This window comes from Porticoccus sp. Uisw_050_02 (genome assembly GCF_047729555.1).
Classification (GTDB): domain Bacteria; phylum Pseudomonadota; class Gammaproteobacteria; order Pseudomonadales; family Porticoccaceae; genus Porticoccus.
The window spans coordinates 1,361,975-1,373,488 of record NZ_CP159825.1 but is presented as its reverse complement, the minus strand read 5'-3'; the positions used below and the strand labels follow the sequence as shown (position 1 = coordinate 1,373,488).

The window sequence follows — 11,514 nt, the reverse complement described above, 5'->3', positions numbered from 1 at the left end:
AGGGCTTCTGCTTCTGATGGCTTTGCTTTATTTTGGCTGCGAATCTTCAAACTTTAATCAAATATCTTGGCATGGTACATCAGAACTCTAAAATCTTCTTTGCATTAAGCTTGTAGCTATGTCGGATCTCGGAAAAAACCAACCATAGCGATTGACCATTGTTCTTGCCAGTTCTCGGTAGGCAAACGACTGAATCCACTGCGCACAAACTGACTCATGCGCCCTTCTGCTAGAGCTAAAATCATATTGACTGATGCTCCTATAGTGCAGGTTGTGCGAACATTTTCAGCAATCTCTGCTTCTCGCAAAATTTGTTTTAATTGAATCTCTAGTCGATCAAAGAGTTGTTTTATGCGCACATGAAGCTTATCTGTTTCGCCAGTCAAGACATCGCCAGTTAACAGCCTGGTGATTCCTGGATTACGTTCAGAAAAGGTCAGCATTAGTGTAAGAATTCTGTAACAACGATCCGCGGCATCGGACTCTTCTGTCAGAATTATGCGTATTCGACTAAACAAAGTGTCCTCAATAAAGTCAATTAAGCTCTCGTACATTTTAGTTTTACTAGCAAAATGACGATAAAGAGCCGCTTCTGAGACACCAACCTTTGATGCTAATTTGGCAGTAGTTATTTTTCCGCCTGGTGTTTCCTCCAGCATTAGAGCCAAGGATTGCAGAATTTGTTGTTTTCTTGAATTTTTTTCAGCGGCCATAGGGACCTCAGTCTCTGCTTCTTTGGTCTGTAATTTTTGTACCAACACCCTGATCGGTGAAAACCTCCAATAAAGATGCATGATTCACTCGACCATCAATGATATGGGCACTTTTTGTGCCACCTTTCACTGCATTCAGTGCGCACTGGATCTTGGGAAGCATGCCTCCGTAAATAGTGCCGTCAGCAATCAATGCATCCACCTGTTTTATGGATAGGCCGGTTAGCACCACACCATCTTTATCTTGCAGGCCGGCGACGTTAGTTAGGAGCATTAATTTTTCTGCTTGAAGAACCTCAGCAATTTTGCCAGCAACTAAGTCAGCATTAATGTTATACGAGTTTCCTTCGTTATCTACACCAATAGGTGCAATAACAGGGATAAAATTACTGGCAGTTAGCATGTCGATAACATCGGTATTAATTGATACCACCTCGCCTACTTGCCCTATGTCAATAATTTCTGGTTCTTGCAGCTCAGGTGTCTTTTGCCCCGAAGGTTTTTTAGACACTTTTAACTTGCGAGCCCTGATCAGCTGACCATCTTTGCCGGTAATCCCCACAGCTTTTCCGCGAGCTTGATTAATAAGTTGAACTATTTCTTTGTTAACAGCTCCACCCAAAACCATCTCAACCACATCCATTGTTTTGCTATCTGTAACTCTCATGCCGTTTACAAAATGTGAATCAATGCCTAGTTCTGATAATAAGTTTCCGATTTGAGGTCCTCCACCATGAACTATGACTGGATTCATTCCAACTAGCTTCATCATCACTACATCTCGCGCAAAACTAGCTTTTAGTTTTTCGTCTACCATCGCATTCCCCCCGAACTTAATAACAATAGTTTTACCGGTAAATTGCTGAATATAGGGCAACGATTCTGACAGAACCTTTGCTACGTTTTTTGCTTCTGCGATGGTTAGTGACATGTCTGGATCCTGATCAAGGGCTGAAGATTTAAAACTATCATTTATAGCGAGGAGCCATTATAACGTTTTATTGGTAATTTTTAGCATCTGTGCAATTTTTGCAATTAACTGCCGCGACAAAATAGTTTTGCTTGTTTTTGGTATCGCTTCTGAACTGCTTGTCTCGACTACCAGAACAGCATTGTCATCACTATCAAAGCCCATAGTTCGACCTGAAACATCGTTTGCAATAACAAGGTCAAGATTTTTTCTTTCTAATTTTTCACGCGCATAAATTTCTAGACAGTCTTTTGTCTGTGGGGTTTCAGCGGCAAATCCTACAGTAAAGGGACGATTAGTAAGGGCAGCAATATCAGCCACAATGTCTGGATTCTTGATCAGATTAATAGTTATCTCATCCTTAGATTTTTTAATTTTTTGTTCTGATTGATTCACTGGGCGATAATCTGCTACCGCAGCACAGGCAATAAACAGCTGGCAATCAACGGCCTCCTCGAGTGCAGCAATATGCATTTCTCTAGCACTTGTGACATAGACGGTCTTTGCTCGACTAGGCGGCTTTAAATTTACGGGACCGCTTATTAATATAGTTTCTGCGCCCGCCTCACTAGCTGCTTCAGCTAAAGCATAGCCCATTTTCCCAGAGCTGTTGTTGCTAATATAGCGAACGGGATCTATAGCTTCACGCGTAGGGCCTGCGGTAATGACTACCTTAATCCCTGCTAGGGAGCCTGTTTCAAACAAATCAGCGGTAAGCTCTGCGATATCTTTCGGTTCTATCATTCGTCCTGGGCCTGTATCCCCGCATGCTTGAGAGCCTTCTGCTGGGCCAAAAATATGAATTCCGCGACTTCGCAAATACCCAATATTTTTTTGAGTGCTTGGGTTTTTCCACATACCTTGGTTCATGGCTGGAGCAACAGCCAGCAAGGAGCGACTAGCCAGGCATAATGTAGAAAGAAGATCGCTGGCTTCCCCGCTAGCAAGTTTAGCCATGAAGTTGGCTGATATAGGGGCAATTAGTATTACGTCAGCCCATTTTGCTAATTCAATATGACCCATAGCAGCTTCTGCTTTAGTATCTAGTAGTTTTGTATGGACAGGATTTCCAGATAGCGCTTGCAAAGTAAGTGGGGTAATAAAATCTGTGGCTGCTGCAGTCATTACGACTCTAACTGTGGCACCCAAATCTTGCAGACGCCGAACAACCTCGGCACTTTTGTATGCAGCTATGCCGCCAGAGACGCCTAGCAAAACACGCTTGTTGGCTAAGGAATACATCAATAATTTACCTGAAATTTTTATCTTAGGTGTATAAGATACCATCGAGAAAGTCATTTGCGTAGTCAGTACTTGCTATACCATCACAAAACAGACATGAAATCTTACATTCAGGTTAATCTATGGAATTTTTGTTGCTTCGGGCGGCGGCTTCTGGTATAAAATGCGGCTCTTTATGTGGGCGTACAACTCAGCTGGAAAGCGTTCTCACCTTCAGAAGATTTTTTAATAAAAATTTACTAACAAATTTGATTGAGTGGCCGCTGAGCTGGCGGCATAATCATTAGAGGCGATACAATGTCTAAGGTATGTCAGGTCACCGGCAAGCGGCCGATGTCGGGAAATAATGTTTCACACGCAAAAAATAGGACTCGTCGTCGATTTGAGCCGAATCTACATTCTCATCGTTTTTGGGTTGAAGAAGAAAAGCGCTTTGTGAAGCTGCGTCTTTCTGCAAAGGGAATACGTGTTATTGATAAGTTGGGAATTCAGCAGGTACTTGCAGATATTCGCCAGCGTGGCGAGAAGGTTTAAGGGGAAGAATAATGGCTAAATCGGGTCGTGATAAAATTAAATTAGTTTCCAGTGCTGGCACTGGACACTATTACACTACGGATAAAAACAAACGCACTAAGCCTGATAAGCTAGAGTTTAGTAAATACGATCCAGTGGTTCGAAAGCATGTTCCTTACAAAGAAGCAAAAATTAAGTAAGCTTTGTTGTAGGCTGTAAAATAAAAAAACCCTGAGAGATCGGGGTTTTTTTATTATTTTTGATAATGAAGCTTATGACAGCATAATGAATTAATTTTCAGTTTACCTTCGCAAGGAGTCGATATGCCCGAATTGCCAGAGGTTGTTGTTACTTTAAAAGGAGTGTTGCCTCATATCGAAGGAAAACAAGTAGCTGGTATTATCATTCGAAACCCCAATCTTCGTTGGCCAGTTCCAGGTAACTTGTTTGAATTGCTGAATGGGCAGTTACTAAAATCTGCACGACAGCGTGCAAAATATATGTTGTTTGAGTTTTTGAACGGACATCTGATGGTGCATTTAGGCATGTCTGGCAATCTCAAAGTTTTGCTAGAGAAAAGTCCTCCCGAAAGACATGATCATGTAGATATCGTTTTTAATGATGGAACTATACTTCGTTATACAGACCCTAGAAGATTTGGTTCTATCTTATGGATAGAAGGAGACCCCGAACAGCATAGGCTACTTAAGCATTTGGGTCCCGAGCCATTTGAACCAAAATTTGATGCGGAACGTTTGTATTGTTTGTCTCGCGGCAAGACCACTTCGATAAAACAGTTTTTAATGGATAACAAGATTGTTGTGGGGGTGGGTAATATTTATGCTAATGAGACATTATTTCTTAGCGGGATCAGGCCAAAAAAACCAGCTGGCCGAATTACGCTTGATAGATATAAAATTTTAGTTGAAAACGTCAGAGAGGTCTTGTTAAAAGCGATCGATCAGGGAGGAACAACCTTAAAAGATTTTTCAGGCAATGAGGGTAAGTCGGGTTATTTTAAGCAAGAGCTTTTTGTTTATGGTCGAGGAGGAAAGGCTTGCGTTCTCTGTAAATCGATACTAAAAGAAATAAGGTTAGGTCAGCGTTCCTCGGTGTATTGTTCTTGCTGCCAAAAATAATTTATCTTTAAGGGTACTATTAGGCAATATTAAACTTTACTGCTAAAGCATCCCGCACACATGGCGGAACAAAAGCATTAATGTCTCCACCAAGTAAGCCGATTTCTTTGACTAAAGAAGATGAGATGTAGGATAATTTTTCTGAAGGCGTAAGGAAAATACTTTCTATTTCAGGAGACAGTGCACGGTTCATATTAGCTAGCTGGAACTCATATTCAAAGTCTGATACCGCACGGAGACCCCGAAGAATTGCATCTGCATTTTGATCTTTTACAAAATTAACCAGGAGATAGTCGAACCCAATAACCTCTACATTATTAAAATGCGATAGGGCCTTGCGAGCTAGATCAATGCGTTCGTCCATATCAAATAATGGCGCCTTTCTTTTGCTGCTCGCGATAGCAACGATTACATGATCAAAAAGCCTGCTAGCACGCTCTACGAGATCAGCATGGCCATTGGTGATTGGATCAAATGTTCCCGGGTAGACGATTGTTTTCACATTTTTTGCTCGAAAGTTGGAATTATTTATATAAGCAACATGCTTTAGCTTATAGCCTTAATCTCGGCAGTATAACTTATAGGCCACTTGCCCTGATATTTTTTCTTTAAGCAGCTTCCAGTCAGTCGGAATGATTGGGGCTAAACGGTTTTGATCTGTTTCGACATAAATGTATGATTTTTTTGCTAGAAGACCATTTTCTTCTAGCAAGCTACAGCAGGCTGTTAACAGATTAGAGTCAAAGGGGGGGTCCAGAAATACCACATCAAAAGGCCTTGAATCATTTTTTTCAGTTAACCATTTTAGTGCATCGACTTGAATGATGGTTACGTTTTCCATATCCAAGAAGGAGCAACTGCTTTTTAGAGCCGTAAATGCAGAATGATTTTTTTCAATCATTGTTACACTAAAAGCTCCTCGAGATACAGATTCAACTCCTAGAGAACCTGACCCAGCAAACAGATCTAGACAGTTCGAGCCTACAATAATAGAAGGAGTGAGCCAGTTAAAAAGAGTTTCCTTTATACGGCTTCCGGTTGGCCTTAGCCCTTCAATATCAGCAAAATTTAGATTTTGGCCACGCAGTTTTCCTCCGATAATTCGAACCTTATTGTTAGATTTTTTTGACAAAAATTTCTGATTACCTGAATGTTTCAAAGCGTTTTTCTCGTTCTAAAGTGATAGCATGCATTAATCAGTTTTCATAGAGTTAGAATAATGTCTTCAACAGATACAACAAATATTTCTGCAAAAGAAAAAAATAGCGTATTAAAGTCTGCCAAAAAGCAGACATTTTTCCAGCGTTTGCGCCGTCAGAAAAATGTAGAATCTAGCATAGAACGAGAGCTACAAGCTAATGAAAAAACAACAAATACTCATGAGCCAAATAACAATAAATCTTTAGATCAAGCCTCCGATGACCCTGAAAAAATTAATATAGGTGTTGGAATACAGGAACGATTTCGTCGTGCGCTATCGAAAACAGGACGTAGTTTTAGTGACCTCTTTCTTATTGGGCGGGAGATTGATGCTGAGTTCTTGGAAGATTTGGAGACGCGCTTGTTATTGGCGGATGTAGGCGTAGAAACAACAGTCGAAATAATGCAAGAATTAACCAGTCAGCTAAAACGTAAAAAGCTGATCGACGGACATGGGTTGTTGGTGGCATTACAGGATATTTTGATTAATAAAATCGTTGGTTGTCAAAAGTCGTTAGAGATATGTTCTCAGAAATCTCCGTTTGTCATACTTGTGGTTGGCGTTAATGGCGTTGGCAAAACAACCACTATTGGAAAAATTGCCAAATATTATGGCAAGCAGGATAAGATAGTTATGCTTGCTGCTGGAGATACCTTTAGGGCAGCTGCTGTTGAGCAGCTGCAAGATTGGGGAAACAGAAATGACATACCTGTGATTGCCCAAGGAGAGGGTGCAGACAGCGCCTCTGTCATTTTTGATGCTATAGAGTCAGCTAAATCTAATAGTGTCGATATATTGATTGCCGATACAGCAGGACGACTTCATACAAAAAATTATCTAATGGAGGAGCTGAAAAAAATTAGACGCGTTATCACCAAGCTCGATGACTCTGCCCCCCATGAAGTGCTGCTAGTTATTGATGCTGGTACTGGACAGAATGCTATGAATCAAATGCAAGAATTTAGCGATGCGGTTGCTGTGACTGGTTTAGTGTTAACTAAACTTGACGGTACCGCTAAAGGTGGAATGATCTTTTCTTTATATAAGCGTTTTGGTGTTCCTGTGCGTTTTGTGGGGCTGGGAGAAAATCTTGAAGATTTGCAGCCTTTTGATGCGCGCAATTATGTGGAAGCGGTACTTAGTAGTGACAATAAGAATGCCTGATAGATATGATTCAGTTCAATAAAGTAAGCAAAATTTATCCATCTGGATATGAAGCTTTAAGCAATTTGAGTTTTGATCTAGATCTTGGTGAGATGGTTTTTTTGACGGGCCACTCTGGAGCAGGCAAAAGCACTCTTTTGAAGCTTATTATGCTTATGGAGAGGCCGACTAGCGGGGACTTGCTTGTCGATGGCCAAAATTTAAATCGTATATATCACAGCCAAATGCCATATTATCGGCGAAATATAGGGGTTGTTTTTCAAAATCATCAACTGCTCTTTGATCGTAGTGTGTTTGATAATGTTGCGTTGCCTCTTTTAGTTTCGGGATTACAGCATCGTGAAGTTGGGCGAAGGGTTAGAGCTGCTCTCGATAAAGTTGGATTATTAGATAAAGAAAAAATGAATCCAATGATTTTATCTGGGGGGGAGCAACAACGTCTAGGCATTGCTCGAGCTGTTGTGCATAAACCACGAATCTTGCTAGCTGACGAGCCTACTGGCAATCTTGACCCAAGGTTGTCTAGGGAAATTATGCGCTTATTCCATAATTTTTGTGAGGTTGGCGTCACAGTATTGATTGCTACACATGATGTAGATCTAATTTCCTCTATGGGATTGCGTTTATTGAAGCTGGATCACGGACAGCTATTAGAGGACGGAAAGTCTCAATGAAGCGTAATTACCGTCGCAAGCCCGAAGCTAAAAACCGCCCAGGTTTATTGATTTCTAAAGAACGAAAACAGAGATTTTCAGATCAATTTAAAGGTTATTTCCGGAGCCATTATCAGTCGTTCGCCAGCACAATTCGTCGATTGTGCGCCGAACCACTCCAGACGCTAATGACGTCCCTTGTTGTAGCAATAGCTTTGGGTTTACCTTTAACTTTATATGTCGGTGTTATTAACCTTAAAGAACTAGGCAGCCATGCGGAGTCCACAACTCAAATCACTGTATTTTTAAAGATGACAGCCTCTCAACTGAAAGCCGAGAAACTAAAGAAAAGTTTATTGTCAGATATCGATATAACTGCTGTGAAATATATTTCCAGCCAGCAAGGACTTGACGAATTTCGTTTAGAGTCAAATTTTGGAAGCGTTTTAGAAATGCTGGATGAAAACCCATTGCCAGCAGTCCTTCTTATTCAACCGAAGGAAGACATCAAGCATGATTCTGAGGCTATCGGAACCCTAGTAAGAAAATTACAGGAAGAGACTCTTGTTGATAGTGTTCAGGTCGACATGCAATGGCTGCAAAGGTTGCAAGCAATGCTGGAGGTTTGCGAGAAGTTGGCCTTGATGCTTGGGGTGATTCTAGCTTTTAGTGTTTTGTTGATTATTGGAAACACTGTTAGGCTTGCTCTTGAAAATCGTCGCAATGAAGTGATTGTTGTGAAGCTTGTAGGTGGAACCGACAGCTATGTTCGGCGACCATTTTTGTATACTGGTGCTTGGTATGGCTTTATAGGTGGGGCTCTGGCATGGATTTTAGTTACTGTGTTTGTACACTGGATGTCTGCGCCTGTGGCACACTTAGCTGATCTTTATCAGAGTGTATTCCAATTAGAAGGCTTGGGATCTTCTGGTTTAATGTGGCTTTTACTTATTGGTGCTGGTTTGGGGTTTTTGGGGGCTTGGTTGGCGATTGTAAGACAGCTGGCCTCTATCGAACCAAAATAATTTTTATTGATTCAAAACAGCGAGTTATGATATTTTATATTGGTATGGTAATCTAATTTTAAGCTGTTAAAATATCTGTCCCGAGTTTTCGGGGTTTATATGAGGTTTATATGAGTCAAAATTTACAACCTTTGGATTGGATGACCCCTGGAGCAAATATTGCCGCTTACATACAGGGCGCTAATGCAATTGCCATTCTCTCCGCCGAGGAAGAGCGTGCTCTCGCCGAAGATCTTTATTACCATGAGGATTTAGACGCCGCACGGCGCTTAGTTTTATCTCATCTTCGTTTTGTTGTTTATATTGCACGCTCTTATAACGGTTATGGATTGCCTTTGGGCGATCTAATTCAAGAAGGTAATGTTGGATTAATGAAAGCCGTTAAGCGTTTCAATCCTGAAAAAGGTGTTCGCTTAGTGTCTTTTGCCGTGCACTGGGTTAGAGCTGAAATACATGAATATGTGTTAAGAAACTGGCGTATAGTTAAAGTTGCTACTACTAAAGCTCAGAGAAAATTGTTCTTTAACCTGCGTGGCGCCAAGAAAAGTTTGGCATGGTTAAGCAATGATGAGGCTAAAGCAATTGCAGACGATTTGGGTGTTGAAGTTTCCCAAGTTATGGAGATGGAAAAGCGTCTTGCAGGTCATGATGAATGCTTTGACTATTCATCAGATGACGATGAGAGCCCTTACCAAGCGCCAGCATTGTATTTAGAGGACAAGACGGCTGATCCAGCATTATTGGCTGAGATAGCAGAAACTGGTAACGATAGCCACAATCGCATGACGAAAGCATTGGCCGAGCTGGATGAGCGTAGCCGTGACATTATTCAGAGTCGCTGGCTAACAGATAATAAAGCTACACTTCATGATTTAGCGGCTAGATATAAGATTTCTGCAGAACGTGTGAGGCAGCTAGAAAAAAATGCAATGAAAAAAGTCCGGATGAGCATGGAGGCGTAAACTCTTAGCGGGCTTAAGTTTCCAAAAGCCGCGTTTTATGCGGCTTTTTTATTTGTTTTTCTGCATGAAATGATAAATTATCAACTCGATAGAATAGGATGAAAAATGAAGATGCTAACAGGCATGACAGCAATGTTAGGTTTTTTTGCTGTCGCCTTGGGTGCCTTTGGCGCTCATCTGCTTCAGGGCACTACGGCACCAGAGATGTTGAATCTTTGGCAAACCGGGGTGCAGTACCAAATGTTCCATGTCCTGGCGTTGCTGTCAGTCATTGTTGCTGCAAATCGCCATTATACTGTTTTATGGAGCGTTGTAGGCTGGTTGTTTGTCATGGGCTCCATCATTTTTTCAGGCAGCCTTTACTTATTAGTTATTACTGGCATCAAGGCCTTTGGCATGATTACGCCTATCGGCGGTAGTATGTTTTTGGTTGGCTGGTTGGTCCTTTCTTTTGCCCTGACTAGGACTTTAGTAAAATCCTAGTCATGGTGTTCTTGGTCATTATAGCCTGAAATAGTACGGAGTTATTAAAGGTGGAAGACGTCAGGCCCGAGTACAAAAAAAAATCCATACGAAGCTATGTTGTTCGTTCTGGACGTATGACCGATGGACAAAAGCTAGGCTTTCATGATCATTGGCCAAATTATGGCTTAAGCTTGCATCAAGGGCTGCTAAACTTTCAGTCAGAATTTGGGCGCAATGCCCCTCAAGTACTAGAAATTGGGTTTGGTATGGGCGGATCGTTGCTCAGCATGATTCAACTTGAGCCAGATAAAGATTTCGTGGGTATCGAGGTGCATGCTCCTGGCGTTGGACGTTTAATTAGTGATGCAGGCAAGCTGTCCCTCCAAAATGTCAGAGTATACATGGCTGACGCCATAGATGTTATTGAAGACTGCATCCCTGATGCTAGCATCCACCGTGTGCAAATATATTTTCCTGACCCATGGCATAAAAAGAAACATAATAAACGCCGACTAATACAGCCAAGTTTTATTCAAATGCTTAGAGAAAAATTGGAAATAGGGGGTACGGTCCATTTAGCGACTGATTGGGAACCGTATGCTGAGTCGATGTTGGAGGTGATGGAATCGGCTACAGGTTATCAGAATACCGCTGGTGCAAGAAAGTACTCATTGAGGCCAGACTTTCGTCCAGTCACTAAATTTGAGGCACGAGGCGAACGACTGGGTCATGGAGTTTGGGATCTTATGTACGCTCGCATATTGTAAGATATTATAGCTAAGACAACAGGAGATAAGTTTTGAGTAAAAAAATAGCCGTGATTTTGTCAGGATGCGGTGTATTTGATGGATCAGAAATCTATGAATCTGTCATCACTCTTTTGTGCTTAGATAAAGCGGGAGCACAAGTGCAATGCTTTGCCCCAGACATTCAACAGATGCATGTTATTAACCATTTTACTGGTGATGTAGTCGAAGATGAGAGTCGAAACGTATTAGCGGAGGCTGCTCGACTGGTTCGCGGAGACATAAAAGATTTAGCCCAGGCCAACATGGTAGATTTTGATGCAGTTATTATACCTGGTGGATTTGGCGCCGCTAAAAATCTATGTGATTTTGCTGTCAAGGGCTCTGCCTTTTTGTTAAATGAAGAACTAAAGCGTTTTGTTCAAGCAGCGCACCAGGCCAAAAAGCCAGTGGGTGCGATGTGTATTGCGCCGGCAATGGCAGGTAAGCTGTTTGGGGAAGGAGTTCGTTTCACTATTGGTGATGATAAGTCGACCGCTGAGGCTATCGAAGCTACTGGAGCTATCCACGAAGTCTGCAGCGTCAACGATATATGCATTGACGATAAGAATCTTTTAGTGACAACCCCAGCATACATGCTGGCGAGCAATATCAGTGAAGCGGCAGTCGGTGTCGAAAAGCTAGTGCAGGCCGTGTTGGCTATGATCAAGACATGAGATTC

15 protein-coding genes are annotated in these 11,514 nt (G+C 41.7%); 10 read left to right on the top strand and 5 right to left on the bottom strand.

Annotated features, from left to right (window positions below; all coding sequences use genetic code 11):
* Positions 1-116 precede the first annotated feature (116 nt).
* Genes slmA through coaBC form a run of 3 tightly spaced genes read right to left on the bottom strand, consistent with a single transcriptional unit; the run spans position 117 to position 2,925 of the window.
* Positions 117-713, bottom strand: coding sequence for a nucleoid occlusion factor SlmA (slmA, locus tag ABXT41_RS06685; protein ID WP_415390727.1), 597 nt, complete (start codon positions 711-713; stop codon positions 117-119).
* A 7-nt stretch (positions 714-720) separates the two neighbouring features.
* On the bottom strand, positions 721-1,644 hold the full coding sequence (gene argB, locus ABXT41_RS06680; protein ID WP_415390726.1) for an acetylglutamate kinase: 924 nt from the start codon (positions 1,642-1,644) through the stop codon (positions 721-723).
* Positions 1,645-1,701: 57 nt separating this feature from the next.
* Positions 1,702-2,925, bottom strand: coding sequence for a bifunctional phosphopantothenoylcysteine decarboxylase/phosphopantothenate--cysteine ligase CoaBC (gene coaBC / locus ABXT41_RS06675; RefSeq protein WP_415390725.1), 1,224 nt, complete (start codon positions 2,923-2,925; stop codon positions 1,702-1,704).
* A 297-nt stretch (positions 2,926-3,222) separates the two neighbouring features.
* On the opposite strand from coaBC, the gene rpmB reads away from it, so the two are divergent.
* The 3 genes from rpmB (at position 3,223) to mutM (ending at position 4,577) form a co-directional block, all read left to right on the top strand.
* Positions 3,223-3,459, top strand: coding sequence for a 50S ribosomal protein L28 (rpmB, locus tag ABXT41_RS06670; RefSeq protein WP_415390724.1), 237 nt, complete (start codon positions 3,223-3,225; stop codon positions 3,457-3,459).
* A gap of 11 nt (positions 3,460-3,470) precedes the next feature.
* Positions 3,471-3,638, top strand: a complete 168-nt coding sequence (gene rpmG / locus ABXT41_RS06665; RefSeq protein WP_415390723.1) for a 50S ribosomal protein L33 — start codon at positions 3,471-3,473, stop codon at positions 3,636-3,638.
* 123 nt (positions 3,639-3,761) lie between these two features.
* Complete coding sequence (mutM, locus tag ABXT41_RS06660) at positions 3,762-4,577, top strand: bifunctional DNA-formamidopyrimidine glycosylase/DNA-(apurinic or apyrimidinic site) lyase (protein WP_415390722.1); 816 nt, start codon at positions 3,762-3,764, stop codon at positions 4,575-4,577.
* 19 nt (positions 4,578-4,596) lie between these two features.
* Here the strand turns inward: mutM and coaD are convergent, their stop codons facing one another.
* On the bottom strand, positions 4,597-5,079 hold the full coding sequence (coaD, locus tag ABXT41_RS06655; RefSeq protein WP_415390721.1) for a pantetheine-phosphate adenylyltransferase: 483 nt from the start codon (positions 5,077-5,079) through the stop codon (positions 4,597-4,599).
* Positions 5,080-5,136: 57 nt separating this feature from the next.
* Positions 5,137-5,709 carry a 16S rRNA (guanine(966)-N(2))-methyltransferase RsmD gene (gene rsmD / locus ABXT41_RS06650; protein WP_415390720.1) on the bottom strand — a complete coding sequence of 191 codons (573 nt, stop codon included), beginning with the start codon at positions 5,707-5,709 and terminating at the stop codon, positions 5,137-5,139.
* Positions 5,710-5,796: 87 nt separating this feature from the next.
* Here rsmD and ftsY point away from each other — a divergent pair, with 87 nt between their 5' ends.
* From ftsY to elbB, 7 genes are all read left to right on the top strand, one after another.
* Positions 5,797-6,942: a signal recognition particle-docking protein FtsY gene (gene ftsY, locus ABXT41_RS06645; RefSeq protein ID WP_415390719.1), complete on the top strand. Its 1,146-nt coding sequence runs from the start codon at positions 5,797-5,799 to the stop codon at positions 6,940-6,942.
* 5 nt (positions 6,943-6,947) lie between these two features.
* Positions 6,948-7,616: a cell division ATP-binding protein FtsE gene (gene ftsE, locus ABXT41_RS06640; protein WP_415390718.1), complete on the top strand. Its 669-nt coding sequence runs from the start codon at positions 6,948-6,950 to the stop codon at positions 7,614-7,616.
* Positions 7,613-8,620 carry a permease-like cell division protein FtsX gene (gene ftsX / locus ABXT41_RS06635; RefSeq protein ID WP_415390717.1) on the top strand — a complete coding sequence of 336 codons (1,008 nt, stop codon included), beginning with the start codon at positions 7,613-7,615 and terminating at the stop codon, positions 8,618-8,620. The genes ftsE and ftsX overlap by 4 nt, the downstream gene beginning before the upstream one ends.
* Before the next feature lie 110 nt (positions 8,621-8,730).
* Positions 8,731-9,582, top strand: a complete 852-nt coding sequence (gene rpoH / locus ABXT41_RS06630; RefSeq protein WP_415390716.1) for an RNA polymerase sigma factor RpoH — start codon at positions 8,731-8,733, stop codon at positions 9,580-9,582.
* 105 nt (positions 9,583-9,687) lie between these two features.
* Complete coding sequence (locus ABXT41_RS06625) at positions 9,688-10,065, top strand: DUF423 domain-containing protein (protein WP_415390715.1); 378 nt, start codon at positions 9,688-9,690, stop codon at positions 10,063-10,065.
* 116 nt (positions 10,066-10,181) lie between these two features.
* A complete protein-coding gene (gene trmB / locus ABXT41_RS06620; RefSeq protein WP_415391476.1) occupies positions 10,182-10,814 on the top strand; it encodes a tRNA (guanosine(46)-N7)-methyltransferase TrmB in 633 nt (210 codons plus the stop codon).
* A gap of 32 nt (positions 10,815-10,846) precedes the next feature.
* Entirely contained in the window at positions 10,847-11,509 is a 663-nt protein-coding gene (gene elbB, locus ABXT41_RS06615; protein WP_415390714.1) for an isoprenoid biosynthesis glyoxalase ElbB, read from the top strand.
* The last annotated feature ends 5 nt before the right edge of the window (positions 11,510-11,514 follow it).

Bases quoted from the DNA above. Each gene is read 5' to 3' on its own strand.
- trmB (WP_415391476.1), top strand. From the start codon at position 10,182: ATGACCGATGGACAAAAGCTAGGCTTTCATGATCATTGGCCAAATTAT.
- ABXT41_RS06625 (WP_415390715.1), top strand. From the start codon at position 9,688: ATGAAGATGCTAACAGGCATGACAGCAATGTTAGGTTTTTTTGCTGTC.
- argB (WP_415390726.1), bottom strand. From the start codon at position 1,644: ATGTCACTAACCATCGCAGAAGCAAAAAACGTAGCAAAGGTTCTGTCA.
- ftsX (WP_415390717.1), top strand. From the start codon at position 7,613: ATGAAGCGTAATTACCGTCGCAAGCCCGAAGCTAAAAACCGCCCAGGT.
- ftsY (WP_415390719.1), top strand. From the start codon at position 5,797: ATGTCTTCAACAGATACAACAAATATTTCTGCAAAAGAAAAAAATAGC.
- rpoH (WP_415390716.1), top strand. From the start codon at position 8,731: ATGAGTCAAAATTTACAACCTTTGGATTGGATGACCCCTGGAGCAAAT.
- coaBC (WP_415390725.1), bottom strand. From the start codon at position 2,925: ATGTATTCCTTAGCCAACAAGCGTGTTTTGCTAGGCGTCTCTGGCGGC.
- rpmB (WP_415390724.1), top strand. From the start codon at position 3,223: ATGTCTAAGGTATGTCAGGTCACCGGCAAGCGGCCGATGTCGGGAAAT.
- rpmG (WP_415390723.1), top strand. From the start codon at position 3,471: ATGGCTAAATCGGGTCGTGATAAAATTAAATTAGTTTCCAGTGCTGGC.
- slmA (WP_415390727.1), bottom strand. From the start codon at position 713: ATGGCCGCTGAAAAAAATTCAAGAAAACAACAAATTCTGCAATCCTTG.
- mutM (WP_415390722.1), top strand. From the start codon at position 3,762: ATGCCCGAATTGCCAGAGGTTGTTGTTACTTTAAAAGGAGTGTTGCCT.
- ftsE (WP_415390718.1), top strand. From the start codon at position 6,948: ATGATTCAGTTCAATAAAGTAAGCAAAATTTATCCATCTGGATATGAA.